The following is a 26,213-nucleotide window of genomic DNA, read 5'->3' on the forward strand; positions in this document are numbered from 1 at the left end:
CGTTCAGAAGCGGCTCAACGCCATCGCAATGCTGCGGCTTCAGAACGTGACGTTGAACTTGGTCCAGAGCATGCGGCCGGGTTCGTTGATGCGGATCGGGTCGGCCGGATAGCCGAAGGCCGCGTCGCCCGCGAGATTGAGGTGTTCCGTGTAACGGCGGTCGAACAGGTTGTCGATGCCGGCCGTGAGGCGCATCGCCTCGCCAAAGCGATAGCCGCCGTTGAGGGAGAAGACGCCGAAGCCGGCGCTGGGGCCGAGGTCGCGGCCGACCACGTTGCCCTCATCAATCGCCACGCGGTTCTGTGCCGCGACGATGCGCCACAGACTGCCGAACGACCACGCGCCACGCGTGTAGTCGGCGCTCAGCCGCGCCTCGAGCGGCGGCGTCTGCGGCAATGCACGCTCGTCAGTGGCGTTCTCGGCCCAGGTGCAGGCGAGCGAACCGTGCAGCTTCCAGTGAGGCGATACCCGCCAGGCAGCGCCCAGTTCACCGCCGCGCGTCCGTGCATCGACGTTCTCGACCTGCGACATCGGCCCCATCATGCCGCCTTCGCTGTAGCGGAACAGGATGAAGTCGTCGACGCGACCGGCATACAGTGACGCCCAGGCATTGACCGTCTCGCCAACGTACTGCGCGCCGACGTCGAGCTGCGTCGTGCGTTCCGGCTGCACGGCACGGAAGGGATTGACGCTGCCCATGGCGGCCATCTCGGCCGAGAACAGTTCCCAGTAGTCGGGATAGCGCTCGACGGTACCGACGCCGGCATACAGCGCCAGCGGCGTCGCCTCCAGTTCGCGCTCGTAGCGCGCGAAGCCCGAGCCCAGCGTTTCGCGGCGGCGCTCGTTCGCCGTCGGATTCGGCATTGGCATCATTCCGCTTGTGGTCAGGCGCTGGTCAGTTGCCGTGGCGCGGTCGGCGCGGGCGCCGGCGACGAGGCGCTGGCGCGCATCGAGCGGAATCGTCGCTTCGGCAAAAATGCCGGTACTGCTGAAGCGTGCATCCGGTGTCCACGGCTGGGCACCATAGGTGTCAATGCCCATGCCGCTGCGTCCTCGGTGCTGGTTACGCTGGTGATCGGCGCCGACGATGAGTTTCAGCGGCTGCCATTCCCAGTGCGTGGCGACGCGGCCACCCGTGGTGCGGCGATCGACGTCTGCAGCGACCGGCATCGGCATGGGGCCGTGCATGTCCGGCATGCGCAAGGTGTAGTTGTCCATGACGTGGTCGGCGTAGTTGTAGAACACGCTGGCCTCGACGCGGCGCAGGGCGCCCTCGAATCCATCCTTCTCGAAACGCAGACCTGCGCTCTCTCGGCGGAATTGCGAGCCGTCCATGCCGCGCCCGGCATAGCGCGCCTCGCCATCGCCGGCACCGACCGTGGCTTCCAGCCGTGTGTTGGCATCGGGTGTCCAGCCGAAGGTCGCGTCGGTGTTCCATTTGTACCAGCGCGAAGGCACACGGTTGCCGTCGCCGTCCTCGTAGTCGTCGGACTCGGCGCGATTGGCCGTAGCGCGCGCAAAGAACTGCGGATTGCCGACCGCCACGTCAGCGACCACATCGCGCCGGCCCCACGAACCCACCAGTGCGGACGCATTGCCGCGCACCGAGTCGTCGGTGAACGGCGCGGTGCGCCGCTCGAAACGCACGGTGCCGGCCGATCCACCCGGTCCCCAGATCACCGACTGCGGTCCCTTGATGACGGTCAGCGCGTCGTAGGTTTCCGGCGAGACATACGACAGCGCGTTGTCCATGCGTGCCGGACACGCGCCGACCATGGTGCCGTCGTTGGTCAGCAGGTTTAGGCGTGAGCCGAACATGCCGCGCAGCACCGGATCACCGTTGGTGCCGCCGTTGCGCAACACGGCGAAACCGGGAATGGTCTTGAGGTAGTCGGCGCCGTCGCTGGCCGGTACCGGCTGGCGCGGCTGCTTGGGATCGGTCTCCACGGTCAGTGCGCCGCTCGGCGCGATCGCCGTGACGACGATGGCGTCCCCTGTCCATGTCGACTCGTCGCCGGCCGTGTCCGTGACGACCGCACCGGCCGGCTGCACGAGTACTGCGATGATGGCGGCCGCGAGCGACCCGCTGCGACGGTGGGTGGTGAGCGATACACGCATGGCCTGGATTCCTGGGGTTCGGGCAGCGTGCGAGCGTAGCGACTACCCCGGAGACCGGCGTGTGACCGGTTGTCGCACGCCCCGCGCCTGCGACCCAATGCCTCAGCGACTGCCGGTCGCAGCGTCACGCGGACGCATCGACGCACTGCAGGACGCACCGGACAATCCGCCCGCCGCCCCAGGGCCTGCGTCCTCACCGAGGAATTCCATGGAAGCGCTGGCGTGCCGGCCCACGAGTCTTCGCGCGAGAAATGCCGGATAGCTTTCGCCGTGTGACGAGGCACAACGACGTGCCGCGGCGCAAGAAACCGGGATGTTCGAATCGCTACGCTACCTCGTACTCGCGTATGCCTCGGAAGCGATCCAACGCGCTGGCGCAAGCCGCGAGCGTCTTCTCACCGCGTAGTGCGGGCATGCGCCGCTGCCGGGGCTGATCAATTCCGGCCTTCATGACCGTTTCCAAAGATCCTGTCCGGATCGCGGGCGGCCCGCGCTCCTTGCTCGATCCAGTCGAGTATGAGTGCCTGGTTGGCGGCGCTCAGATAGGGAGGACCGGAACGTGGCATTCGGCGACCGAACGGCGTACCCGGAATTTCGTTGAGATTGGTGCAGTTGATCTTCTGGAACAGAAAGCTCGCTGCCGCATCGAACGGCGTGATGCGCGGCATATTCGCTGCGCTGTTGTTTGCGGGTACGTTGACCAGATTGCCAAACGCCGCTCCCACATTCATGTTCAACCCGCCCGAGGTACCGCCGCCGGTATGGCAGCCGGCGCATGCGACATCGAGGATGGGCTGGATGTCGGTGGGGAAGTCCACGTTGTACTTGGGCGGCACGGCTCCGAGATCGTCTTTCACGCAGGGAGTCACCTGCGCCTGCGCCACCACGCTGGCCAACAGCAGCACGCCAGCAACACCAAGATTGAACTCACCGGATCGCTTCGACATCGACAGGCTCCTCATCAGGCCAGGGGGACTGGCGGCGCACATGCCCCAGCCAGTCGTGTGAGTGCATTGAAGTGCCCTGTCGGGTTGTCGTGCGCCCTGCGACCGATTGACGCATACCCGGTCACGCCCCCAGGCACGCGGCGGCGCAGCATGCCGACGTCCAGCACGCCAGGCTGCAACCGCACGGCGTCAGCCGACTCCATCGGCATCGGCATCGGCTGCCGCGCGCCGAAGCATGCGGACCATCCAGCAACGCGAAAGGAAGGCCTGCCCTGCCCTGCCTTTCCGCCACCGCGACGTCACACCGCCATCATCAGCGGCTCACGCTCTCGCATGAATGAGCGCGGCGAGTTCACCGATGTTCTCAGCCTTCGCCAGGTCGATCAGGGGAATGCGCACGCCCAGCGATTCCAGCGTCATCATGATGATGTCGGCGCGGTCCACCGAGTTGGCGCCGAGCGCGCGCAGCGAATCGGCCGGCTGGAACGCATGCGCGTCGAGCCCCGGCACCACTTCCTGGGCATGCCCGACGATGATTCTGAAAATCTCTTCCTTGCTACTCACGTTCGTTCTCTCCACACATGGCCAACGGAACGGCATCATCGTCAAAACCGCAGTGCGATGCGATACCCGGCTGCGGGCTATCGCCATCATCCGGGCTGAAGCTCACCGGCTTGCGCTAGTAACGCAGCGCCTGCGCTGCCCCGCACACCCAGGCATCACGTACCGGCGTCACGTACCGGCGTCACGTCCGTCCAACGCGATCGGCTCAGCGCGCCGCGCCCAGAAGCTCCGGTGCCGGCACGACCTCGCGCACATGAATCGCATGTGGCCGGGGGCCGCAACGCACGCCGATCGCCAGTTGGTGCTGCGCGCTGGGCTGGTGCAATTCGAACTGCCAGATATCCGGATCGTCCTGCAGCGCGGGGTCGAAGCGAATGCGAATGCCCTGGTCCAGGTCGAATGAGAATTGCTCCAGCGGTATCGACAGGCCCATGCCGCGGGCCTTGATGTAGGACTCCTTCAGGGTCCAGTACTCGAAGAATCGCTGACGCTGACGCTCCGGCGGCTGGGCCTGCAGTGCAATCACTTCGGTCGGCGAAAAGAAATGGTCCGCGATTCCCACGGTCTCTCCCGGGCGGTCCGTTTCCTCCACGTCCACGCCCGCGTCGGCGCTGCGCGTGATCGCGCAAGCCACGAGCGACCGCGCATTGGAAAGATTGAAGCGCAGCGGCGCCAAGTCCCCGGGCATGTCGATCTCGGGCCTGCCGTAGGCATTGACGCGAAAGCGCCAGTCGGCCGGATGCCTCTGCACATAGCGCGACAGCGTGATGCGACACAGCGCGCGTGTAACGAGGTACTCGTGCTGCAGATACTCGAAATGGAAACGCAGCAGGCGCGCCTTTTCCTCGGCGCTCAGGAGGGAACGGTAGTAGTCGGCCAAGCCACGCTGCAAGCACTGGGCGGTCCAGCAGTACCAGACGTGGACCTCGCCGGGCTCCAGCGTGAGCGGCGCATTCAACCCCGGCGGCTGGCTCATGCAGATTCCTGCTCATCTGGACGGCGGACAGTCGCACGCACCATCGCGGCGATCCCTGCGCGTGCCCGGACTGTGCTGAGCCGCCCGTCCGGTCCGAGATTCCTCGCCTGCTCGCAGGCGCCGCCGGCACCGTCCAGCCATTCGCCGAAGGCGCCATGTACGCGTGCGCCGCCGCGCGCGTCGGCGACGGTAACCTCGCGCAGCCTGCGTTCGAACAGGGAGGGCCGGGGCATCGGGTCACGCTGCGACGAGGTCATGTGCTACGCCGGCGGCGTCCTGGCTGGGCATCGGAAAGTGAACGGCTCGCGGCCCGCTCGTGGTCTGGGCACGCGTACCGCATGCTGTCACGACAGCATGCGAGCGGTCCACCGGCAACGGTCAACGGTACGGCGCGCAAGGCAGGCCCAGGCGCCGCGCCGAGAACGAGTCGGCTCGTGGCCTCAGGTCTGCGCTCGCAACTGGTCGATGAGCTTGTCGAGGTTACGTCGTCCATTGCGGAATGGCGTCAGTATCGGGAACGGCAGCGAGCGCGCACTGGCTTCCGGGTTGTGCTTCACGAAAGTCGCCATCGTGCCGGCCGGCCCGCAGTCGACGTAATACGCAGGCCCTTCGCGCTCCAGCGCCAGCAGCGTGTCGCGGAACCGCAGTGGTCCAGCCACGACGGCGGCGAAATGCTCGGGCGTGAAGCGCCCGACACGACCCGTGGTCAGTGTCGAGACCAGCGGGATGCGTGGCGTCCAGGCAAACTCGAACTGCTTGCACGCGGCCAGGAATGGTGCAGTCGACGCCTGCACCAGCGGCGAATGAAAAGCGGTGCGCACAGGCAGTCGCACGAAAGTGACGCCCAGAGCGGCAAGCTCGGCCTCGATGCGAGCAAGCACCGCATTGCTTCCCGAGATCGTGAAATGGCCCGGAAAGTTTTCCCCGACGAGATAGGCCTCGCGCCCGCCGTCGCCGAGCCGCTGCAACGTCGTCAGCGGCCCCAGCACCGCGAGCATTCCGCCGTCGCCTGCCGAATGCTCCACCACGCAGCGCGCGTGCGCGACGGCGAAGCGCAGTGCCGTCGCCGGCGTGCAGCAGCCCGCGGCAGTGGCGGCGACGAGCTCGCCGAGGCTGCTGCCCAGCAGCAGGTCCGGCGTCACGCCTTCGCTGCGCAGGGTTTCGTAAAGCGCGAGCCCGACAGCGACCAGCGCCGGGTGCGTGGTCGCGAGGTCATCCATAGGCTGACTGGCGGGCGCGCCGAAGACCCGGCCCAGCAGCGAGAAACCGGCAGCTTCCTGCACGACGGTCTCCGCCTCGTCGAACACTCGCCGGAAAACCGGGTGCGCCTCGTAGAGATCCCGGCCCATCTGGTAGTACTGTGCTCCCTGGCCGGAAAAGACGAACACGATGCGCGGTCTGACGGGTGCGTTCACGCAGCCTTCCTCCGCCGCAGTGCGGCCTCGACGCCGCCCGTATGGGTGCAGGCATGCAGCGCGCTGGTCACGCCGGGCGGCGACCCGCTCAGCAAACCCGGCCACGCCGACGTAGCGCCGCAAACGGACGATGGCTGCGCGAATCGCGGCAGACTATCGAATCGCGCAACGGGCGCACGGCGTGACTGGCGGGCGGTGGAAATGGCATCCCTCTTCATGCGCGGGCGAGGCTCCTCTGAAAACATCGATGATGGCGGCTGACGCAGGCAGGCCACAGCACGGAGCGGAATCGTCGCAGGCATCCCGGCGGCAATTCGCTGTCCTGCTCTGGCGCTACGTTTTTCGGGAAGCGTAGCGGCTGGCGGGTGCAGTGCCTAGGTCCGGCCGGCAAGCGACGGATCGGATGCCACATGGATCAGACCCGACGCAGCGCGAATACCGCAAATGGTCGCACGAGGTTTTGCATCATTGGCGCATAGTGCGCGCTTGCCGCTGTCGCAATTCCTGGTGTAGGGTTAGGTCGTACGCGGCTTCTTGCTGCCTCCGTCGCGGACGGAGCCTGATGGCTCAGCCAGAAGCCGCCAGTCGTTTTTTGCCATGCCTGCATTCCTGAGTTCGTGGAAAAGCGGATTTGTGGCCTTCTGTTTTTTGGATCGCTGTGGTGTTGCGGGCGACGCTAAGCCCGGGCCTGCCGCAGGATTCCCGATCGGCGAGTTGCGAGGCCTCATGCTCAGACGCGTCCTGCGAGCCGTCCAGCTTCCCCGCGAGGGGTGGTGGCGCAAGATGCTGTCCACCCTGCGCATGAGATCACACGCCTGCGAATACCAGCGTCTGTCCGACTACACCTCGGACGAGACCCTGGGCAACCATCTCGACCTCGTATTCACGGTCAAGCATCAGCAGCAGCGCGCGCTCAACCGAATCATGCGCAGCCGCCTGCGCGAGGGCCAGCCCATGAAGGTCCTCGGCGGACGCACACCGCGCCCGTATCGGGAAGGCCTGCTGGTCCATTGGGCGCTGCGCAACAATTTCGTGCAGCAGATGCCCGTCAAGGAGCCGTTCGGCCTGGATCAGTCCGGCATGCGCCTGGCTGTGGCTGCCGGCGATGAGGTACGCGTCTACGACGTGCAGGCCGAAGTCATCCACGTCTACCGCAACCCCTGGTTTGCGCAGCTGCATTCGGTCTATTTCTCGGCCGACCACTCGCGCCTGCTCGTTGTCTCGACCGGTTTTGACACCGTGATCGAGTTCGATCTGGCGAGTGAGAACCTGACGTGGACCTGGAACGCCTGGGACCACGGCTACGACGTATCACCGGCCGGCATGCGCGTACGCCGCGGCACACCGGACGGGGGCCCCCGTTCGCCGAACCTCATCGTCGTCGACGATCCGCGCGACTGGAACGGCTTCGGCCTGCCGACCTCCCTGACCGCCGTGCATCTGAACAATGCCTGCTATCAGCATCACGACAGCATCTTCGTGACCCTGTTCCACCATGGCCGCGCGGTCACGGTCGATCGCAGCTCCGGTTCGGCGCGCGAAGTCATGACCGGCCTGCTCAACCCCCATGGATTCGAGCCGGGCTGGAACGGCGAGTACACGGTCACGGATACGCGTCGCGGCCAGGTGATCTTTTTCAGCCCGAATTTCGACGTGAAATACGTGCTGACCTTCGATGCCTGCGAGCCGTCGGCCAGCCGCGCCGACCTCGGCGAGTGGCTGCAGAACGTGCTGCACCTGGATGCGGGCCTGTACGGCGCGATCGACATCCACCGCAGTTGCATCTGGTTGTTCGAACCGACGACACGGCGCTATCGCCGGATTGCCGTCGACCCCGACTGGGCGGTACAGAACGTCATCGCGGTCGATCCGCTCAAGGTCAAGATGCTGCAGCGACGTCTCGACGAACTGCCCGAAGTCAGGCACGACGTGACGGATTGCTCCGGCCTCATGAGCGTCTCCGCGCAGCCACCGGGCCGCCGCCGGCCGTGGCCGCGCCGGGTCTGAGCCCGCCGCTGGCGAGCCGACGCAGCTTCAGCGCTGCCACACTCGACCCACCAAATGGATGCGTACTTGCCGATGGTCCGGCCTGTCTGCAACGCTCGTGTGTGGTCCGACGCCGTGCATGCATTGATCTTCTACCAGCGGCGGCCACGGAATCGTGAAGCCAGCAGCCTCCCAGCGCACCTCTCACGCTGGAAGGCTCATTCACTCACTCGACGATCGCTACACCGACTGGCCGACATGGCGCCAGCGTCTGCCCGCGAGCCGGCAGCCGAAGGCCAAGCAGTGGATACGCGTCCAGAATCGGGCGGTAGCTGGGCCAGTACGCGCGCAGCAGGACGGCGCGGAGCACGGCGACGACGGTGAAGGCGTAGTACCAGTGGATATCGAACCGGGAACACGCATACCACGACGCGTATCGGTGTCAGCAACGACGTGCCGAGTGCAGGTCAGCAGTTGAGCAGCCGGCTCGGTACACCGATCAGTTCGTGAGGGCTCAGAAGAACACCATGTCCTGCAGCTCGCCGTGGGACGACGCCGGATTCGATTTGCCGGCAATGTGCGCCGAAGTAGATGGCGTGGACGTCTCCGACTGCAACGAACAGGTAAATGATGCGCAGTAGATCGCTGGCGTCGACCAGTCCCCAGTCCAGCACGTTCCTCGCCGTTATCGCGTGAGCGCTCAAGATCAGGTAGCGCGCTTTCTGGAAACCGATGCGCGGCATCAGGAATGGCAGCACACAGGCCGCACAAGACCGAACAGCAGTTCCTACACACAGAACTGGGCCGACTCGTCGGCAAATACGATATCGCTGGCGCCAATGAAGTCGAGACTGCCGGCATTCGCATTGCCGCGCACGTAGGAATTCACCACGAACGGACCTTGGCTACATTCAGCCAGAGGTCGCACATCGGCCACGGTCCTTCCTGGGCGGTATACGCCGGCGCGCAGCCGACGGTCACCTCGAGGAAATCCACAGCGAAATACAACACCTCAGGCAACCCGCTGAACACGACGACGCCGACCGATGGCGCGCAGGCAGCGAGCACCTGCGTGCATTCGTCCACCGGCTGGCCGCTGATCGCATAGTTCGCCTCTGGCCGGTGGAACTGCAGATGGCAGCCCGATACCTTGAAACACACCTCGAGGGTTTCCAGGTGCGCGAAGTCCGGCGCGGGTGCCGCGACCGGCGCGTTGATCCGACGTCACACCTGCTCGTGCGAAACGGCGACGCGCCGTGGCGGCGGATCATTCACAATGACTGCCAGCAAAGCGCGGTATTCATGCCGCCGAAACCCATGCTCAAGGTCAGCGCATTGGCGACCTGCTGTGCGGCGCCCGCCGGCCCGACCCAGCGCAGGTCCGGGTCGATGGGGTTATCCAGATTTCTGGTCGGATGCAAGCGCCCGGCGCGCATCTGCAGCAGGGTTGCGATGACCTCCACTGTGCCCGCAGCGCTGAGGCCGTGACCGACCAGGGACTTGGTCGCGTTGAGATGCGCATGGGACAGTCCGCATTCGCGTAGCGCGCGCGTTTCGGTCTCGTCGCCGACGACAGAGCCCGTTCCGTGCGGGTTGACGTAGTCGATCGCGGTCGCCAGACAACCCGCGTGCGCGAGCGCGGCACGGATCGCGCGCGTTTCGCCCTGCAGCGACGGATCCGGATTGCGATTGCCGTCCATCGCGAGACCCCAACCCGCCAACGTGGCGTACGGTGCGGCGGTGCGACGCCGGCTCGACTGTAGCGACTCGATCACGATAGCGCCGGAACATTCGCCGTAGATGAAACCGTCGTGGTCGCGATCGAACGGACGGCAGGCCAGTTCCGGCGACGTGGCGAAACGGTCCGAACCCATTGCACCGATCGCGCGGAAGCCTTGGCATTCCCAGTACGAAAGATCCATCAGCGCGCCGACGGCGACGCAGGCGTCGACCTGACCCGACACCACCGCCTGCGCCGCCTGGATCACCGCAAGCTGGCCGCTGGCGGATGCGCCACCGACGGTATAGGCCAGTCCATGGATGCCGAAATGCGCGGTACAGAACCCGCACAGATCCGAATCCATGAACGACAAGGCATAGGTCGGCCGCAGGAACGCGATGCGCTCGCGGTAGCTGTCCTGCAGGTTGACCAGCTCGCGCTGCTGCACGTTGGAACCACCGACGATCAGACCGATTCGCTGCGGATCGAGCTGGCCGAGATCTGCTTCATCCCAGGCTTCCTGCACCACCGCCAATGCTGCCGTCGCCGACAGCGAGGCCGTACGCAGCAGCTGGCGGGGAATGGACGGTGGCACGGCGATTTCAGCGATTTCGGCGCCGAGCACCGGTACGTCGTCGCGACGCCGGCCGGGCCGTTGCATCACGCCGAACGCGCTGCGCCCGGCCAACAGCGCGGCGGTGAAATCCTGCTTGCCCTGCCCGATTGCCGACACCACGCCGAGGCCGGTCACAACCAGATTCGGGGCCATCGTGCGCTCCTGCGGGTCGCCGCATCTATCACGGCAAAGCGGGTGAGTGTGCAAGCAAGGCCATCGCGTGTGCAACAGGCAAGACACGCGGAATCGCATTGTGCAAATCGCCGCCGGCCATCTGGCCACCGCACGCACCTCCGCGCCAGCGTCTACGCGCTGGGCGCAGCGGGACAGCGGCACACTCAGCTGCGCCGGTTGCGTCGCTGCAATTGTCCAGTCTCACCTGCCCGTGGCACTTGGCCGATCTTGCGCCACAGCAGCAGCCCGACACCTGCGCCGCCGGGCTTGGTCGAATAGGGGGAACGAAAAGATTGCCGGGACGCGGTTGTCGGCGCCGCTGTCGACGATCGCGAATTCGGCATAGCCGTCGACGAGGTAGCAGCCAAAGCGCACGGGTTCGGCGCGACCATGCGCGTGATCATCAGCGGCTTGCCGACGTCCAGCGATTCCAGCTCGGCGAATTCCGCGGCGTGGCGCTCAAGCAGGTCGGCCAGCTTGAACAGTGGCCGCGCGCGGAACGTCGGCCGCTGCGTGGACCAGCGCCGGAATGCCGTGCGCGCCGCGGCGACGGCGAGCTCCACATCGGCGGCCGCGGCCGCGGCCGCGGCGACCTGCACGATGGTTTCGCCGCGCGCCGGATCTTTGACCGGTATGCGCGCGCCAGACTGGGCATCGACCCAGCGGTTGTTGATCAGCAGCTGCTTGGCACGCTGCAGGAAGTCGGCCGTCGCGGCCGGCAGGGCCGGACGTTGCGGCGAGATCGCGGTTGTGGCGTTCATGAGCGTGTATTCATCGACAGATCAGAGCTCGTGCTTCTTCCAGCGCGCGGGCAGGAGCTACAGCGCGGTCAGCAGGCCGAAGGCAATGGGCGGACCCGAAAGGCAGGTTGGTCACATGCAGCACCGCGCGAGCACCCGAGTTGCGGCGCACTCGTAGTAACGGACCGCCCTGCCGAGACGGCGAACCGTATCGCCTATTGTTAACAAATTTACAAGGTGAACCCATGCATCGTGGGTACTTTGGCACTACCACGACGTGCTACACGGTGATCTTGAGCACCTGCAGGTCGACGTCTTCCGGTTGCGCCATGGGCACGGCCTTGCGCAAGGTCACTCGCGGCAGCGCGCGTGTGCGTTCTCTTCGTTCGACGCACAGCGCCAGCAGATAGTCCCGCGTCGGCCGGTACTGGACGAAATTCCAGCGCGCGGCGTCGTCGCCGAGTTCCGCCTGCACCGCGAGCTCCACCGCCGCTTCGTGCGGAAAACAGAAGCTGAATTTGTCCAACGGTATCGACAGGCCCATGCCGCGCGCCTTGATGTAGGACTCCTTGAAGGTCCAGTACTCGAAGAACCGGTCCTGCTGCCGTGACGGCGCCGTCGCAGCCAGTTCCTCGACCTCGATCGGGGCGAAGAACCGATCGGCGATACCGGTCGACACCTGGCGCACGGTGAGGTATTCCACATCAATGCCGACGGCCCGGCCACGCGTGACCGCGAGGGCGATCAGACCGCGCGTATGTGACAGATTGAAGGAAATGTCCGCCGCGTCGCCATGCGCTTGCGCGATATGCGGGCGACCATAGGCATTGGTCGCAAACGACCAGTCCTCCGGCGCGACCGGTGCATAGCGCGACAGTGTCGTGCGCAGCAGCGCGCGCGTGACCCGATAGCGCTTGCGGTCGTCGGCGAAGTGGAAGCATGCTTCCTGCCGGCGTTCCTCGGCGCTGAGCAGCGTGCCGAGACGCTCGAGCAGCGCCGCATCGTCGATCTCGTCGTAGAACGCCAGCCAGACGTCAACGCCGTCGCTGGTGGCGGCAAGCTCCTCACTCATGCGCCAGGCCCCGCGCCACTGCGCCAGCGCGCAACGAGTCCCGCATCACGCGGTTTCGCCAGCACCGGGTCAGCCTCCATCGGCCTCGAGGAACGACACCATCAGCTGCCCGACGAACAGGATCCTGCCCTGCCGCGGATAGCGAGCGTCGTCGCTGCGGAATTCGCTGTCACCGGTCGGGATGCTGTCGTCTGCGCCGATGTCACCGTGGGTCAGGCCCACGGCGACAAACACCGTGCTGCGGTCTTGCGGGGCGAAGCGGCCGCCGTGCCAGTCGCGGATGCCGCCGCCGTAGTCCCAGTCAAGGCCGCTGAAGCTCACGGGCCTGCCGTTGGCCGCGACGAGTTCGGCCAGCGTCATGCCGAGTCGCAGGCCATTGTCGAGCTGCCAGCGTGACGTGGTGCCGGAGACGCGTATCGATGAAATGCCGCTCAGGGTTGCGTCGTCCTGCGGAAAGATCTCGGCGCGCCGCGCAGGGTCGTCGGGGAACAGCACGATCCCGCGGAAGGTTTCGCCTTCGGCGCCGTCGATCTGCGTCACGGTGACATTGGCCACGCCAAAGCGGCGACGCAGGTCATCCAGCGAGAGATCCTTCCGCAAGGTTCCTGGCAGGCGATACTCGGCGTCGGTCGATGATTGCGCCTGCCGCTCCCGGACAGCCGTCGGCGACGACGCCGGAGCCGCGACCGCGGCAGGCGCGGCCTTGGGCGGATCCGCTGCCGCGGAGGCTACCGAAGCCAGCAGCAGGACCGTTGCAGCCAGTCGCCGCAGCAGTACCGGGCAATCACGCCGACCCGCGCTATCTGTTTCGCCAATTGCCTTGTTCATCGTGCAAGCACCGGAAGGAAGCAGGCCGCGATCCTCCGGCGATTGGGCGTCCAACGCAATACGCCGCGCTCAGCACGCACAGATGAACGGATAGTCCGCGTCGTCGATGATCGGCTTGATGCCAAAGAAATCGTTGAGCACGGACTCGGCCGTGCAGTAAGCACCTTCGACCCAGGCCTGGTCGTTCGAGAATGCTTCCCCAACGACGAAGATGTTCGCGTCGGTGCCGTCGATGAGCTGCGAGGGCTTGCGGATCTTCTGCTGCACCTCACAGACGTCGTAGTGCGCGGCCCAGGCGTGGTAGCCGGCGTTGAAGGGCGGCAGCGACCAGTCGATGTAGGCGGTCTCCAGCGGTTCGGGCACCGCGGTGTAATCGGCCTGAGGCCCGAAATGTACGCTCGCAAGCTGCTTGCGCAGCATCTTCACCATGACCGGCGGCGCCTTGCGCGGGCCGACCAGAGGCTGCAGGTTGGCCGAATCCGGTACGGTGCGCTGGCCGTCGGTGCCGATCTCCAGCTCGTGCCAGAAGCTGGTAAAGGCTTCGTCGTCGTAGCTGGCCAGCAACCCATAGACTTTTCGGGCCTTTGCGCTGGGTGCGTTGTGGCCGAAGTAGACGACCTGGCGGATCGGAAGGTCGGTGACGCTGGGACCGATGGTATTGCGCTCGGCAGCCTGCAGCAGCTGCTGTTCCTGCACGATGCTCAAGCGTTGCGCGATGCACAGCTGCACCGCCTGCACGAAAGCCTGCTGGCTCGAGAACGGCTGCTCCATCAGTGCAGGGCTTGCCTTGATCGCCTTGAGCCAGGCCCCCGGGAATTTCTGCTTCGCGAGCGCGCGCAACACGTCTTGCGTGATCTCATAGCCGGTCAGCTGCGGTGCGTAGGTCGCCTGGGTCAACCACCAGGGTTCGTCGAAGAACATGCCGACCTTGTAGGACGGCTGCAGCACGGCCGATTGCAGGAACAATTGCACCTTTTCATGATTGAGCACGTCGACGCCGTCGTGCTCGATGTAACGTGTGGCCTGGGCCACCAGATCCAGCGCGGCCGGCGGCATGGCCATCCACGCTGCGTCGGTGACACGCCGGTCGCTGGCCTTGTTCGGCCGGGCGCGCGTGGCCAGTGTGTAGTGGACCATGCCATCGATCTGCAGGATCGAATGCAGGCGCGTATTCGGCTGGTAGTCCAGGCGCACGCCCTTCGCTTTCGCGAGCTTCTCCACCGCGTCGAACAGCGCGTTGAACATGCTCGAATAGCCGTGCGTCAGCGTCTTGTATTCGTTGCCTGGCGTGAACTCGTTGTTCGCGTTCATGGCCACCGCCGTGTTCCAGTTGATCACGTTGGAGGTATAGCCATTGCCGTCGGCGGTGTAGTTGAAGCCCTCCCCGCCGAGCTGGTCGAACATCAGGTTCCAGTAGCCGATATCCTTGAGCATGTCGCCCTTCTGGAACACCGACGTATCGGACATTTCCACATTGATGCGTCCGTTGCGAAAGAAATCGCACCACTGGCGCCGCGTCTGCGGACCCGAATCGCTGGTGACGGCAAGGTTCTCCACGATCGAGAAACCGTTGTCGGGCTGGGCGGATGCGCCATAGTGGTCGACGTTGTACGGCGCGGGGTTGGACGAGCTGATGTCGTTGAGGAACAGGTTCTTCGCGCGCAGGAAGAACAGCGGATTGGTGGATTCGTTGAATGGCACCGAATCCTTGTCGAGGTCGAGCTTTGCGATCACCGTGGTGACCAGCCGGTGCCCCTGCCCCTGCGGTGTGCCATCCCAGTCGGAATAGCGCATGCCGCCAAGTTCCAGGTAGGAGTTCTTCGGGTCGTTCTCGTAGTGCCAGGTGCACACGCGTGCGCCGGCCGCGCGCGTGCCCGGATGGCGCCTGGAAAAATCGTACTGGCCCCAGTCGAACAGCTCCAGCGTATCGCCCTTCGCCAGCAGCTTGCGCCGGCTCGCGGCATCCTTGGCCTCGCCGTTGAGCAGGCGCCAGGCCGTATACAGGCCGGCGGCGCCGGCGCCGAAAATGGAATAGGTCTTTGCGGTCACGATGCTGCTCCTTGAAAACCCATGGCTGACGCGGAATCGACGGTTTGCACGCAAGGCTCTGGCGGGCTATTCGATGCCCAGGCGGTACATCTGGCGCGGCAGATCCTTTTGCGGAATCACCACTTCCACCAGCGCCGGCTGGTCGTGCAGCGACTGCAGGGCCTGCAGCGTGCGATCGAGTTCGTCGAGCGTGGTCACGCGGAACCCGCGTGCGCCATAGGCCTTGGCCAGCGCGAGGTAGTCCCACTGCGGCAGCAGATCGAAGGAGTCGAACTGGTGCTGCGGGCCAGGTTCGAACGAGGTGATGTCCACATACACCTGTTCGATCGCGTAGACGGCATTGCTCATGACGAAGATCACCGCGTTGAGCTTGTTGCGCGCCAAGGTGGAGAGCGACTGGCACACCATCATGAAACCGCCATCGCCGGCGATCGCCCAGGCGCGTTTTCCGCTGCCGAGCTGCGCGCCGCTGGCCGCGCCCGTCTCGAAACCGATGCATTGCCAGGCGGCCGACGAGATATAGCTGTTCTGCGCGAGGCCGTAGGCGTTGGTCGCCACGTACATGGCCGAGCTGACACCGTAGGTCATCACGATCTGGTCGAACAGCTTGCGCTCGCGCAGGAATTTCATCGCGTGCTGGAAGAAGCGGTTGTAGGTCAAAGCCTGTGAATCATGACCAACGTTCGGATCGTCGTTCGCAGCCCAGGGATCAGGATAATGCGGCTGCGGCGGCGCGACACAGGTCAGCGGATACGTGGCCTTGGCGAGCCGGAAGCGCTGCAGCAGCGCCTGCATGAAATCCTTCATCGTCACGCCGGAGTACTTGAAGTAGCCGACGCGGATTTCCTCGCTCGTGGCCAGCACCATGTCGGCGTACTTGTTCTCGACGAACCACAGATAGTCGTCGGTGATGATGGTGCCGAGGGTGAGGAAGCAATCGGCTTCCAGCACGCACTCGCGCACACTGCCGATCGAGGCCGCATCCGAGTAGGTCCCAATGAACTTGTCGCCCTGCTCGTCCAGGACCGTCTTGCCAAGGCTCGTCGTGGTGTAGAGCATGCCGCTGGCGTCGATGAGCTGCTGCAGCAGGTCGGACAGGCCGAAACGTAGCACCTCCACGCCGGCGAAGATCAGCGGCTTCTTCGCCGCCGTGATCTGCGTCCAGGCCTGCTGCACCGCGTTCTCCAGCGCGAGCGGCTCGCTGCGCGCGATATGCGCGCGCAGCCTTGCTGCCGCGGGCCGAGGGCACGGCTCTCCCCAGACTTCCTTGTAGCAGGCGATATAGACGGGCCGGCGGTGGGTCAGCGCAGCCACCAGCAGGGCATCGATCTTCTCGGCCGCGCCCACTGACGTGGACAGGGTCTCCGCGGCCACCGTCACGTGCCGGTACACGTCTTCGTCGGCGTTCAGGTTACCGGTGGAATGGTGGTACAGCACGCCGTACATGGACCCGATCTGCCGCGCGTCCGCGCCTGGCGCGGCGCTGATCACTACCACCGGGCTGCGTTCCACGTAGGCGCCAGCGATCGCGTTCAGCGCACTGAATGTGCTCACGCCATACTGCAGCGATATCGCGCCCAGGCCCCGCGTGCGGCCGTAGGCGTCGGCGGCATAGCCTGCATCCAGTTCGTTGATCGCGCCGATCGCGGTCACGCCGTCGAAGTGCTCCAGCGCCTGGGTGAAGTGCTTGACGTAGTCGCCGGGAATCTGGAACACCTCAGTCACATCGAGCTGCTTGAGCCTCGTCAGCAGATAGTCGGCAACCGTGAATGGCGTGCTGGTCATGTCCAAACCCTCGGAGGCAAGTTGCGGAATCCACCACTGCGCGGCCGGTGCCGTGTCGCCGACGGGCCGGCCGGCGACGGGTCCAATGCGCAAAGGCGGCCAGGTCTTCGTATACCAGTATTTTTTTACCAAACGCAATATTCAGTTTTACCGCTCGCCAAGCGCGCGTTCCTGACGGTAATTCGCGCCCTCGGCCCGGACGGATTCTTTCGACGACGGCCACCTGAGCATCGCGCAAACCTGTTCGCTGGCACGGGCGGCCAGTCACTTGCGACAAGACGGTGACTGGCGCGCACTTCCCTGCGCAGGGGCCGCCTCTCATTCGGCCAGTCGCTTTTCGGCGACACACCTCACGCCGGTGCCGCCTGCCATCACTGCGAGTGCTAGCGCAGATTGGTCGGCATTCCTGTCAGGAAAAAATGCGCAAAGCGAGCGTGTCCGCGACGCCGCGGACGCATCAGCGTCGAGCCGCGGTGTTCGTTCATGGGACGGCAGCCCCTGATGAGTGAAGTACGCAGATGCGGATCTGTGGATGAACGGCGGGGCGTCAACTCAGGGTAACGATTGACTGCGAAGCCCGCTGCTGGAAAACCTATCCAGCAGTAGCAAGGGCATAGAACAGTGGGATTCCCGCCAGCAGGTTGAAGGGAAAAGTAACTGTCAGCGCGGCCACAATGCACATCGAGACGTTTGCCTCCGGTATCGATGTACGAACGGCTGCGGGGGCCGCGATGTATGACGCAGAGGCGACCAGCGTTCCGAAGACTGCTGCATTGGCTGGCGCGAAGCCCAATGCTCCGCCGAGCAGGGTCGCGATGCACCCATGTAGCAGCGGCACAGCGATCCCAAATACGACCAGCCGCCCCAGCGACCCGCGCACGCTGCGCAGGCCAGCCGCGGCCATCGCCCCGAGGTCGAGCAGGTAGAGCATCAGCACGCCCTGGAATAGCCCTTTGAACAGCGGCATGACCGGTTCTACCCGCGAAGGCCCCGAAACGAAACCAATCAACAGTCCGCCCAGCAGCAGGACGCTCGCGCGGGCAAGAAACACTTCCCGCAACGTCGATGAAATCTGCGACGAGCCTCGTTTGACGAGCAGCACCGCCAGCAGGATCGCCGGAATTTCGAGCACGGCAAGCAATGCGCTCATCCAATCGTCGGTCGGCGTGCCTCGATCAGCGACGAATTGAGATGCCGCGATGAACGTCACGGCCGACGCGGAGCCATAGTGGGCACCCATCGCGGCGGCATCGTGGCGGGTAGCCCGCAGTGCGATGCGCGCTATTGCGAATGCGGACAGGCACGTCGCCAGGCCAGCCGCGATGGTAGTGCCCAGCGGCAAAGCCAGCATGCTCAACTGCGCATGCGACAGCGCCTCGCCGCCTTTGAGGCCAATGGCCAGCAGCAGGAAGATGGCGATCGTCTCGCGAGCAGGCTCCGCCAGACGCATGTTCCCACCAGCGGCCTGGGAGGCAAAACCCAGCAGGAAGGCCAGAACCAGCGGTGAGACGAGATTATCGATGAACAAGTTCATGGCCGGCCCTGGCAAGACAGCGCAGCGATGGCCGACACCCGGTGCCGGGCACGGCGACTCGCGGCACCGGGATCACGGGGATGATGGAGCCACAGGCATCTCCCGCACGTCGACGCGCAGCCGGCCATCGGCCTGTTTCGATGCGGACAGGAGCAACTGTTGATCCCGGCGATACAACGCTTCGAGTGCGCCATCGCGCTCCGAAATGACATGCTCCACATATCCCATTCCGACTAGCAGCTCACGGAGCCGGGCCAGTGGGAAATCCGGCATCGTCGAGATGTAGCGATACTCGGTCGCCGTCGCGGTCGAGAGATAGTGAGTCTGCCGCAGGAGAGCATCGGTTGGCCATGGTTGCGGATCAGGTCCTGCAACGCTGTCGAGAATCTGACTGGCCGACGCCACATCGCCGGAAACCGCCGCCGCAGCGGCAGAAAGGCTGCGTGTCACTTTGTCGGCCGCCGCATCCACCGCACTATTCAGCGCCTGCTCGGGTTCTGCAGCAGCCTGGGTGGCGCGATCCCGTGTACTGGCCAGTCGCTGCCTGGCTTCCGTCACGGCGCGCGCGGCCTCGTCTCGTGACTGCGACACTGCAGCGTTCGTGGCATCCGTGACCTTGTCCAGCGCCGTCGACCCCCAAGCCGAGAACCGCTGTAGCGCAACGGCGGCTATGACGACAACCAGCAGCACGACAAGAGCGGCCGCTCCCAGCAGGATCGCCACGACACTGCGGCCGGCATGTTTCGAGTGATGCATGGGTCGACTCCTCACTGTGACATCGACGAAGGGACGGCGGTGGACTTGCGGGTGCGCCACAGGCTGTAGACGATGCCGCCTCCCAGCAGCATTCCGGTTACGCCGAGCGAGATCGCCGGGTCGACCTTCCCGTATACCTGAGCCCAGAAGATCTTGCCGCCGACGAAGATCAGGACGAGGGCCAGCGCGTACTTGAGGTAGTGGAAGCGGTCGACGATCGCTGCCAGTGCGAAGTACAAGGCGCGCAGGCCGAGGATCGCGAAGATGTTGGACGTGTACACGACGAAGGGGTCATTCGTAATGGCGAAAATGGCCGGCACCGAGTCGACTGCAAATATCAGATCTGCGAACTCCACGAGCACCAGAGAGAGGAACAGCGGCGTAGCCCACCACACCATCGGCGCGGAAGCGGCGCCGTCCTGCGGTGCGCGCACGAAAAACCGGCTGCCGTGCAGCTCATGGGTTATGCGAAGCCGCTTCTGCAGGAACCCGATGAGGGGATTGGACGCAAGGTCCGGCTGCTTGCCCACCATCCAGAGCATCTTCACGCCAGTGAGCAACAGAAAGGCGCCGAAGATCCACATGACCCAATCGAAACGGGAGATCAGCGCAGCACCAAGGCCTATCATCACCGCACGCATCGCGATGACGCCCAGGATTCCCCAGAACAACACGCGATATTGATACGCCGCTGGGATGGCGAAGTAGGAGAAGATCATTGCGATGACAAAGACGTTGTCGATCGCAAGCGTTTTCTCGATCAGGAATCCCGTGAAGTACTCCTTGCCCGGATCGGCGCCGAGGTACCACCACACCCAGGCACCGTAGATCACCGCCAGGGCGATGTAGCCGATGGACAACGCGACACTCTCCCGCACGCCGATGGCGCGGTTGTTCCGGTGCAACACGCCAAGATCGAACGTCAGCAGGACTCCCACGATTCCGACGAAACTGAGCCAGAGCCAGACGGCCTTTCCAAGAAAATCTTGAGTGAGCAACAGTTCAATGGTCTGCATACGGACTCCTCAGGCCAGCAGACGGAGTTTTCGGCGGGCCACCAGCGGATCGAGCCACGCCATGGCGGCGTATGCGACACGCCGGTAGAACCGCAAGCGCAGTCCCGGCGGATCGATTCGATACGGCCGGCTGTGGTGCAGGATTTCCTCCACGATCGCCCTCGCCTGCGCCGCGACCCCGGTGTCCACGATCCTGAGCATTACGTCGAAGTTGATGCGCAGGCTTCGCGGATCGAAGTTCGCGGATCCGACATAGACCACCTCGTCGACTACGACGAGCTTGGCGTGCAGCATCGCGGGGACATACTCGTACACGCCTATGGCGGTAGAGAGCTGGTCCATCACATGCCGCGACGCGTAGTGCGCGATCGTCACGTCATTCGTTGCCGGTACGACTATTCGAACCTTGCCACGGTGTGCGGCACTGCCAAGCAAGGCGCGCACTCGCGTCGTCGGAACGAAATACGCGGCGAGCACGTCGACTCGGCGGGCCTGGCCCAGATCGCGATGCAGTTGACGGCGATAGCGCCGGCCTCCGCGCCCGGCGCCCGCAAAAAAAAGCTCCCAGTCAGCGCCCCGCGCGCCCTCGGGCATCGCCGCGCTGCCCGGCAGCTGGTTGAAAGGCGCCATGTCCCACATGCGCTGAAACGAACGCGCGAGCACGGCCACACACAACGGGGCCTGGATGCACAGCCCCAGGTCACGCCAGCCTTGCTCAACGCCGTCACCGTCGTACTCGTCACCTACGTTGCAGCCGCCGATGAATGCGTGGCTGCGGTCGACCACTACGAGCTTGCGATGGTTGCGGAATGTGAGCCGCATGAACCTCCGAGGATTGAACCACGCTACCTGGACTCCCATCCGCTCGAGACGGCGAACAGCCGGGCCGGCACCGTCGCTGCCGTAGGCGTCAATCAGCAGCCGCACGCTGCAGCCTCGGCCGACTGCCTCGGCCAACCGGGATTCCAGCCGTTGAGCGAGCCGGCCAGGCGACCAGATGTAGAACTCCGCAACGATCGACGAGGTTGCACAACGGATCGCCTCCTCGATGGCCGCGAACCACTGCCGGCCTGTCGGGTACCACACGATCGTCTGCGCGGTGGTCGATACCCCTTCAGAATTTGCGGCCTCGTTCCCAGCGGCGGACCGCATCACACAGCCCCCTTGGCGGCCGGCAGATCGCGCGTCTTGACCCAGGAGAACACCACGCCTGCAGTGATAAGGCCGAGCGTGACGCCAAGCGACAGCCATGCGGGAAACTTGCCGACGATATTGACCAGGAAGATCTTCGAGCCGATGAAAACGAGGACCAGCGCGAGCGCGTACTTGAGGTATTCGAAGCGCTCGATCATGGCCGACAGCGCGAAGTACAGGGCGCGCAGCCCGAGGACGGCGAAGATGTTCGAGGTATAGACGATGAACGGATCCTGCGTGATCGCGAAAATCGCGGGCACAGAATCCACGGCGAAGATCAGATCGGCCGTTTCGATCATGACCAGCGCCAGGAACAAAGGTGTCGCGTAACGGCGTAGGACACCGTGCTTGTCCGCAGACCGGATGAAGAAGCGGTTGCCATGCAGCGTATCCGTCACGCGCAGGCGGCGGCGAAGCCACTTCAGCACCCGGCTATTTTCCAGATCCAGTGGCTGGGCCGAAACGATGAGCATCTTGATGCCCGTCAGCAGAAGAAAGGCGCCGAAGAGGTAGAGCACCCAGCTGAACTGCGCGACCAGGGTCGCGCCCAGTCCGATCATGATGGCTCGCAGGACGATCACACCGAGGATGCCCCAGAACAGCACGCGATGCTGAAGCGCACGTGGGATGGCGAGATACGAGAAGATCATCGCGATCACGAACACGTTGTCCATCGACAATGACTTCTCCACGAGATAGCCCGTGAAATAGTCCGCCGCCGACCCCGCACCCAGCTGGAACCAGACCCACCCGCCGTAGGCGAGTCCCACCGCGATGTACCCCGCCGAGAGCCACAGGCTCTCGGATACCGGAATCTCACGTTCCGTACGATGCAGAACGCCCAGATCGAAGGCGAGCAACAGCGCGACCAGTACGAGGAAGCTGAGCCAGAGCCACGCAGGCTGGCCTAAAAACGGGGTGATCAGGAGTCCGGACAATTCCATGGTTTTTATGTTCTCTGGATGTGTGTAGGCGCAATTCGGTCAGTTATCGTCGGATGGGTTGCGGGCACGTGCCCCCCCTGTGCGCGCGTTACCTGCTACGCGTGCCCAGCACGGTCTGCGCTTCTGATCCGGCCTTCGGGGCCGGTCAGGCGAGCCCCGCCGCGCCGTGGCGCGGTGCGTGCCGGATTGCTGCCTGTCCCGCGTGCCCGTCGCCACTTGGCTGCTATCGCCGGATTCCCAGCGCATGACTGCGCGCCAGGCGGCGAGCCACCGCGCGGTCGATACGTCCAGCGGCCCGGTCGATTGCGACGTACAGGTCCGTGTCACGCTCACGCACGACGATCGGGACGAGCGCGGGACCGCGCACTTCGATGACGCAGTGCTTGTCCACCCCGCCGCGGGGACCGTTGACGTCAGCCAACCGCACATAGGTTGATTCCAGCACCTGCCGATAGCGGCCGAGGGCGGTTGCCATCCGGCGCTGCGCGTACTGGCGAATCGCCTCAGTCAGCGCGATACCGTGGCCGAGAATGCTCGTCTTCATGGTCGTGTCTCCGCGTCGAGGGAGACCAGACTGAGGGACGTGATCGGTTCGATCAATCTGCTACATTGGAATCATTCGATCGAAAAAAGCGAACCATGAACCTCAAGCACCTGCGCTATTTCTGGGCCGTCGCGCGGTTCGGCGGAGTCTCCCGCGCAGCTGAAAAACTCGAGCTGTCTCCTCAGACACTCAGTGGCCAGATCGCCGATCTCCAACTCGACATAGGCGTAGCGCTGCTCAAGCAGGTCGGCCGACGCCTGGAACTTACCGATGCGGGCCGCGTCGCCTACTCCTACGCTGACGAGATCTTTGGACTTGTGGACGAGTTGGGAGCCCAGGTCCGATCCATGCCGAGCGGGCGAACCCGAATGTTCCGGGTCGGCATTACCGACGCCGTGCCGCGTTCTTTGGCCTGTCGGCTGCTCGCGCCACTCATGGAGAACGAGAGCATTCGTTTGTCGGCAAGTCACGAGCGGCTCGACGTCCTGCTCGCGGAGCTGGCGCTGCATCGCCTGGAACTGGTGATCGCCGACCGGCCTGTCCCGGGCGGGAGTGCGGTGAAGGCCTTCAATCATGTGCTGGGAGATACGACCATCGCGCTCTTTGCCCCGCGCGCCCTTGCGAAGCGGTTGCGGCGAGGTTTTCCCGCCTCGCTCGACGGAGCACCGATGGTCGTGCCCGGCCGCGATAGCGTGATGTACGAGCAGCTACGATCCTGGCTCGAACTCCACCGCCTGAAGGTACGTATCGTGGGGGAGTTCGACGACGGTGGCCTGATGAAGACCTTCGGCGCCTCGGGCGCGGGCGCATTCCCGGCGCCGATCGCCGTTCGCAGCGAAATCGAGCGGCAGTATGGCGTGGAGTTCGTGGGCGATATCGACGGTCCGACCGAACGCTACTACGCGATCTCAACCGAGAGGCGGGCCACCGATCCCCAGGTAGTCAAGATTCTCGCCCTGGCCGGAGACATGCTGTCGGACTCTCCCTGGGTACAGAAGAACGAGCCCAGCACGCCATCGGGCGTCGCGCGGCAGCAGCGGCGCATGACGGGTGCGCCACGAACGCGATAGTCAGTACAGGCGAGCGGATTCCGGATACCGCGAGAGGCTTCGCCAACCCGACGCCAAGGTGCCGAACGTCCGGCAGACGCCGAATCTCTACATCGGCGCATCCGACGCGCGAATGGCGAGATTGCCGTGTCGGGACACGCGGGTCTGCGACAACGCCGCGGCCTGTGACGCTGCTGCTGCAGGCGGTACGCGATCACCCGACGGTCAGCGACTGTCTGGCGCTCTCGCGCGTGCACGAATGGAAGAATCTTCCGCATCGAATCGCATTGCAGCAGCGGCGGCGATCGGACAGTTCGCTGCGTCGCGTTCGGACACGACAGAGCCCTCGTCGACCACCGCACGCGGTTCACCGCGTGAGGCTATCGCGAGCGTGTCGCGCTTCTACTGGAAGCCGCTGGCAAAAATGACATCGCTTCCGGACAGCGTGACGAACACCGCGCTGACCGGACCGGCCTGGCCGGCGCCATCGGTCGCCTGCAGATAGACGAGCTGGCGACCGGGCTGGAGCATCGATCCCGGCAGACTCCACTGCGCCGTCTCGATCGTGCTGTTGAAGCTGCCGTCCTGCGGCGACATCGATCCGATCGGCGTCGCGCCACTGCTCCATGGCGGTGCCAGGAACACGTCGACGCGGGTGATCGCCTGCGCCGGTTCGGTGCCGGAGGCGGTGTTGTAGCGCGTGTCGTCGGCGCGGACCGTGAGCTGCACGGTGCCGGTCGCCGCGATCGTCGCCGGCTCGGCAGCCGCGTCGAGGAGCTCCGGGCCACCCGGCAACCGGTACGGCCGTCGCGCCACCTTCGAGGCGAAATAGAAGCCCTGGATGTTGTCCGGGGCGATGGTCGCTTCGTAGGTGGTACAGCTCGGGAAGAAGGACGATCCGCCGAGTTCGACGGTATAGGCAGGAACGCCGAGCGTGCCGAAGGTGAAGTCGTCTGTCGCGCCGCCGATCGCGCCGCCGGCATTGGACTGCTCCGGCACGTAGCGGTTGAAGAACGAAATCTTGCGGCCCAGCGTCTGCAGCTGCGTCGCGTTCGGCGCGAGCACGCCGTCGACGTTGCCCCAGGGCCACCAGGTGCGCGCCGCGTTGCTGTGGATGTCCATGTAGACGCCTTCGGCGTCGAGCGAGACCGGTGTGGTCAGGTCGACGCCGGCCTGTTCGTTGCGCTGGTCCGAAAAGATCTGGCGCAAGTAGGCGATGATGGCCTGCGATTCGACTTCCGAGTTCAGGCTCGGGCCGCGATAGACATCGCTGCAGATCGTGCCGGAACTGCCGGCCCCACCCCAGTCGAACGGAAAATTGCGATTCAGGTCGACGCCGACGGTGGTGCCGCCAGCCGGACAGAAATTCTCGTTGCGGTTCTTGCGCTGCATGCGCGTGGACTGAGTCTCGGCAACCTTGCGGCCGTCCGGATTGGCATTGAGCAGCAGTTGGACTTCCTGCGAATCCAGCAGCCAGGTCACATCGGGGTCGATGCCGTAGCGCGAGACCAGGAATTCGGCGTAGCGCGTGACGGTTTCCGAGGTGACGTACTCGCGCGCATGGATGCCGCCCTGAAGGTAGTGCACCGGCTTGGGCCCAGGAATGCTGCGATTGGTCAGCCGCAGCACGCGCAGGTCGTAGCCTTGCGCCGCGTTCTGGGTCTTCTTCCAGCTGTCGCCGATGTCGACGATCTGCGCGATCTGCGGCGCCTGGGCCACCAGCTGGTCGGCGGTGTTCTGGGTTTCCTCGACGGTGCGGTAGCACGCGAACCCGGGAATGCCGGTGATCTGCAGCGGATTGCGTTTCACAGGCGCATAGGTTTCGACGGTCAGCTCGGGATCGATGGCGACCGAGAAGCCGTCGTCGAGCAGTTGCCGATAGGCCTGCCGATCCTCGACTTCGATCGTCAGCCTTCCCGCGGCGCGATCGACTTTCCACGGCGCGGCGCGGTTCAGCAGCCGGTTGAGTGACGTATCCGAAGTGAAGTAGGCGGTGACGACCCAGGGGCCATCGCCTTCGGGCAGGACCCGGCTCGGCGCATGCGGCGCCGCTGTCGCTAAAGCGGATGCAAACAGCAGTACGGCATGAAAAACGACGCGGATCTTCACTCTGACTCTCTCCGGCGCAGACGATCCCGCAAGCATAACGCCGTGCCGATACGAAGCGTCATCGTCCGGCAGACCCG

General features: G+C 64.9%; 23 protein-coding genes. 2 read left to right on the forward strand and 21 right to left on the reverse strand.

The features are described from left to right. Positions 1 to 39: 39 nt before the first annotated feature. From RUU78_RS15745 to RUU78_RS15770, 6 genes are all read right to left on the reverse strand, one after another. Complete coding sequence (locus RUU78_RS15745) at positions 40 to 2,118, reverse strand: TonB-dependent copper receptor (RefSeq protein ID WP_313918258.1); 2,079 nt, start codon at positions 2,116 to 2,118, stop codon at positions 40 to 42. A 434-nt stretch (positions 2,119 to 2,552) separates the two neighbouring features. Continuing rightward, positions 2,553 to 3,065: a hypothetical protein gene (locus tag RUU78_RS15750; RefSeq protein ID WP_313918260.1), complete on the reverse strand. Its 513-nt coding sequence runs from the start codon at positions 3,063 to 3,065 to the stop codon at positions 2,553 to 2,555. Positions 3,066 to 3,386: 321 nt separating this feature from the next. Continuing rightward, a complete protein-coding gene (locus RUU78_RS15755; RefSeq protein WP_313918261.1) occupies positions 3,387 to 3,668 on the reverse strand; it encodes an acyl carrier protein in 282 nt (93 codons plus the stop codon). 166 nt (positions 3,669 to 3,834) lie between these two features. Next, positions 3,835 to 4,605 (reverse strand): 4'-phosphopantetheinyl transferase superfamily protein, encoded by a 771-nt coding sequence (locus tag RUU78_RS15760; RefSeq protein ID WP_313918263.1) that lies wholly within the window; start codon positions 4,603 to 4,605, stop codon positions 3,835 to 3,837. Further along, positions 4,602 to 4,862: a hypothetical protein gene (locus tag RUU78_RS15765; RefSeq protein ID WP_313918265.1), complete on the reverse strand. Its 261-nt coding sequence runs from the start codon at positions 4,860 to 4,862 to the stop codon at positions 4,602 to 4,604. The genes RUU78_RS15760 and RUU78_RS15765 overlap by 4 nt, the downstream gene beginning before the upstream one ends. A 183-nt stretch (positions 4,863 to 5,045) precedes the next feature. After that, a complete protein-coding gene (locus RUU78_RS15770) occupies positions 5,046 to 6,020 on the reverse strand; it encodes an acyltransferase domain-containing protein (RefSeq protein ID WP_313918267.1) in 975 nt (324 codons plus the stop codon). 726 nt (positions 6,021 to 6,746) lie between these two features. On the opposite strand from RUU78_RS15770, the gene RUU78_RS15775 reads away from it, so the two are divergent. Beyond that, on the forward strand, positions 6,747 to 8,027 hold the full coding sequence (locus tag RUU78_RS15775; protein WP_313918268.1) for a hypothetical protein: 1,281 nt from the start codon (positions 6,747 to 6,749) through the stop codon (positions 8,025 to 8,027). Positions 8,028 to 8,473: 446 nt separating this feature from the next. Here the strand turns inward: RUU78_RS15775 and RUU78_RS15780 are convergent, their stop codons facing one another. From RUU78_RS15780 to RUU78_RS15845, 14 genes are all read right to left on the reverse strand, one after another. Beyond that, complete coding sequence (locus RUU78_RS15780; protein WP_313918270.1) at positions 8,474 to 8,764, reverse strand: hypothetical protein; 291 nt, start codon at positions 8,762 to 8,764, stop codon at positions 8,474 to 8,476. Between the two features lie 127 nt (positions 8,765 to 8,891). After that, positions 8,892 to 9,167 (reverse strand): enoyl-CoA hydratase-related protein, encoded by a 276-nt coding sequence (locus tag RUU78_RS15785; protein WP_313918272.1) that lies wholly within the window; start codon positions 9,165 to 9,167, stop codon positions 8,892 to 8,894. A 110-nt stretch (positions 9,168 to 9,277) separates the two neighbouring features. Continuing rightward, a complete protein-coding gene (locus tag RUU78_RS15790) occupies positions 9,278 to 10,495 on the reverse strand; it encodes a beta-ketoacyl synthase N-terminal-like domain-containing protein (protein WP_313918274.1) in 1,218 nt (405 codons plus the stop codon). 185 nt (positions 10,496 to 10,680) lie between these two features. After that, on the reverse strand, positions 10,681 to 11,277 hold the full coding sequence (locus RUU78_RS15795) for an aldehyde dehydrogenase family protein (RefSeq protein ID WP_313918276.1): 597 nt from the start codon (positions 11,275 to 11,277) through the stop codon (positions 10,681 to 10,683). A gap of 259 nt (positions 11,278 to 11,536) precedes the next feature. Then, entirely contained in the window at positions 11,537 to 12,328 is a 792-nt protein-coding gene (locus RUU78_RS15800) for a 4'-phosphopantetheinyl transferase superfamily protein (RefSeq protein WP_313918278.1), read from the reverse strand. A 69-nt stretch (positions 12,329 to 12,397) separates the two neighbouring features. Beyond that, a complete protein-coding gene (locus tag RUU78_RS15805) occupies positions 12,398 to 13,156 on the reverse strand; it encodes a hypothetical protein (protein WP_313918279.1) in 759 nt (252 codons plus the stop codon). Between the two features lie 69 nt (positions 13,157 to 13,225). After that, positions 13,226 to 15,205 (reverse strand): hypothetical protein, encoded by a 1,980-nt coding sequence (locus RUU78_RS15810; RefSeq protein WP_313918281.1) that lies wholly within the window; start codon positions 15,203 to 15,205, stop codon positions 13,226 to 13,228. A 66-nt stretch (positions 15,206 to 15,271) separates the two neighbouring features. Further along, a complete protein-coding gene (locus RUU78_RS15815; RefSeq protein WP_313918283.1) occupies positions 15,272 to 16,990 on the reverse strand; it encodes a thiamine pyrophosphate-dependent enzyme in 1,719 nt (572 codons plus the stop codon). Positions 16,991 to 17,582: 592 nt separating this feature from the next. Beyond that, positions 17,583 to 18,524, reverse strand: a complete 942-nt coding sequence (locus RUU78_RS15820; protein WP_313918285.1) for a sodium-dependent bicarbonate transport family permease — start codon at positions 18,522 to 18,524, stop codon at positions 17,583 to 17,585. 72 nt (positions 18,525 to 18,596) lie between these two features. Then, positions 18,597 to 19,280, reverse strand: coding sequence for a hypothetical protein (locus RUU78_RS15825; protein WP_313918287.1), 684 nt, complete (start codon positions 19,278 to 19,280; stop codon positions 18,597 to 18,599). 11 nt (positions 19,281 to 19,291) lie between these two features. After that, the gene (locus RUU78_RS15830; protein WP_313918289.1) at positions 19,292 to 20,296 is read right to left on the reverse strand and encodes a TerC family protein; all 1,005 of its coding nucleotides are present in this window, start codon (positions 20,294 to 20,296) and stop codon (positions 19,292 to 19,294) included. A 9-nt stretch (positions 20,297 to 20,305) separates the two neighbouring features. Then, positions 20,306 to 21,448 (reverse strand): phospholipase D-like domain-containing protein, encoded by a 1,143-nt coding sequence (locus tag RUU78_RS15835; protein WP_313918291.1) that lies wholly within the window; start codon positions 21,446 to 21,448, stop codon positions 20,306 to 20,308. Beyond that, positions 21,448 to 22,434, reverse strand: coding sequence for a TerC family protein (locus RUU78_RS15840; RefSeq protein ID WP_313918293.1), 987 nt, complete (start codon positions 22,432 to 22,434; stop codon positions 21,448 to 21,450). The genes RUU78_RS15835 and RUU78_RS15840 overlap by 1 nt, the downstream gene beginning before the upstream one ends. A 223-nt stretch (positions 22,435 to 22,657) precedes the next feature. Beyond that, positions 22,658 to 22,978, reverse strand: coding sequence for an HPF/RaiA family ribosome-associated protein (locus RUU78_RS15845; protein WP_313918295.1), 321 nt, complete (start codon positions 22,976 to 22,978; stop codon positions 22,658 to 22,660). A gap of 95 nt (positions 22,979 to 23,073) precedes the next feature. Between RUU78_RS15845 and RUU78_RS15850 the strand changes: the two genes are divergently transcribed. Then, positions 23,074 to 24,048 (forward strand): LysR family transcriptional regulator, encoded by a 975-nt coding sequence (locus RUU78_RS15850; RefSeq protein ID WP_313918297.1) that lies wholly within the window; start codon positions 23,074 to 23,076, stop codon positions 24,046 to 24,048. A 381-nt stretch (positions 24,049 to 24,429) separates the two neighbouring features. Here RUU78_RS15850 and RUU78_RS15855 read toward each other — a convergent pair whose 3' ends face one another. Then, positions 24,430 to 26,136: a M14 family zinc carboxypeptidase gene (locus tag RUU78_RS15855; protein ID WP_313918299.1), complete on the reverse strand. Its 1,707-nt coding sequence runs from the start codon at positions 26,134 to 26,136 to the stop codon at positions 24,430 to 24,432. Positions 26,137 to 26,213: the final 77 nt, after the last annotated feature.

Origin of the sequence: Tahibacter sp. (assembly GCF_032229445.1) — a bacterium.
Classification (GTDB): domain Bacteria; phylum Pseudomonadota; class Gammaproteobacteria; order Xanthomonadales; family Rhodanobacteraceae; genus Tahibacter.

Coding starts and splice junctions, on each gene's coding strand:
- RUU78_RS15815 (WP_313918283.1), bottom strand. CDS start 16,990: ATGACCAGCACGCCATTCACGGTTGCCGACTATCTGCTGACGAGGCTC.
- RUU78_RS15765 (WP_313918265.1), bottom strand. CDS start 4,862: ATGACCTCGTCGCAGCGTGACCCGATGCCCCGGCCCTCCCTGTTCGAA.
- RUU78_RS15760 (WP_313918263.1), bottom strand. CDS start 4,605: ATGAGCCAGCCGCCGGGGTTGAATGCGCCGCTCACGCTGGAGCCCGGC.
- RUU78_RS15745 (WP_313918258.1), bottom strand. CDS start 2,118: ATGCGTGTATCGCTCACCACCCACCGTCGCAGCGGGTCGCTCGCGGCC.
- RUU78_RS15790 (WP_313918274.1), bottom strand. CDS start 10,495: ATGGCCCCGAATCTGGTTGTGACCGGCCTCGGCGTGGTGTCGGCAATC.
- RUU78_RS15805 (WP_313918279.1), bottom strand. CDS start 13,156: ATGAACAAGGCAATTGGCGAAACAGATAGCGCGGGTCGGCGTGATTGC.
- RUU78_RS15830 (WP_313918289.1), bottom strand. CDS start 20,296: ATGCAGACCATTGAACTGTTGCTCACTCAAGATTTTCTTGGAAAGGCC.
- RUU78_RS15825 (WP_313918287.1), bottom strand. CDS start 19,280: ATGCATCACTCGAAACATGCCGGCCGCAGTGTCGTGGCGATCCTGCTG.
- RUU78_RS15840 (WP_313918293.1), bottom strand. CDS start 22,434: ATGGAATTGTCCGGACTCCTGATCACCCCGTTTTTAGGCCAGCCTGCG.
- RUU78_RS15820 (WP_313918285.1), bottom strand. CDS start 18,524: ATGAACTTGTTCATCGATAATCTCGTCTCACCGCTGGTTCTGGCCTTC.
- RUU78_RS15845 (WP_313918295.1), bottom strand. CDS start 22,978: ATGAAGACGAGCATTCTCGGCCACGGTATCGCGCTGACTGAGGCGATT.
- RUU78_RS15775 (WP_313918268.1), top strand. CDS start 6,747: ATGCTCAGACGCGTCCTGCGAGCCGTCCAGCTTCCCCGCGAGGGGTGG.
- RUU78_RS15800 (WP_313918278.1), bottom strand. CDS start 12,328: ATGAGTGAGGAGCTTGCCGCCACCAGCGACGGCGTTGACGTCTGGCTG.
- RUU78_RS15850 (WP_313918297.1), top strand. CDS start 23,074: ATGAACCTCAAGCACCTGCGCTATTTCTGGGCCGTCGCGCGGTTCGGC.
- RUU78_RS15835 (WP_313918291.1), bottom strand. CDS start 21,448: ATGCGGTCCGCCGCTGGGAACGAGGCCGCAAATTCTGAAGGGGTATCG.
- RUU78_RS15750 (WP_313918260.1), bottom strand. CDS start 3,065: ATGTCGAAGCGATCCGGTGAGTTCAATCTTGGTGTTGCTGGCGTGCTG.
- RUU78_RS15755 (WP_313918261.1), bottom strand. CDS start 3,668: ATGATGCCGTTCCGTTGGCCATGTGTGGAGAGAACGAACGTGAGTAGC.
- RUU78_RS15795 (WP_313918276.1), bottom strand. CDS start 11,277: ATGAACGCCACAACCGCGATCTCGCCGCAACGTCCGGCCCTGCCGGCC.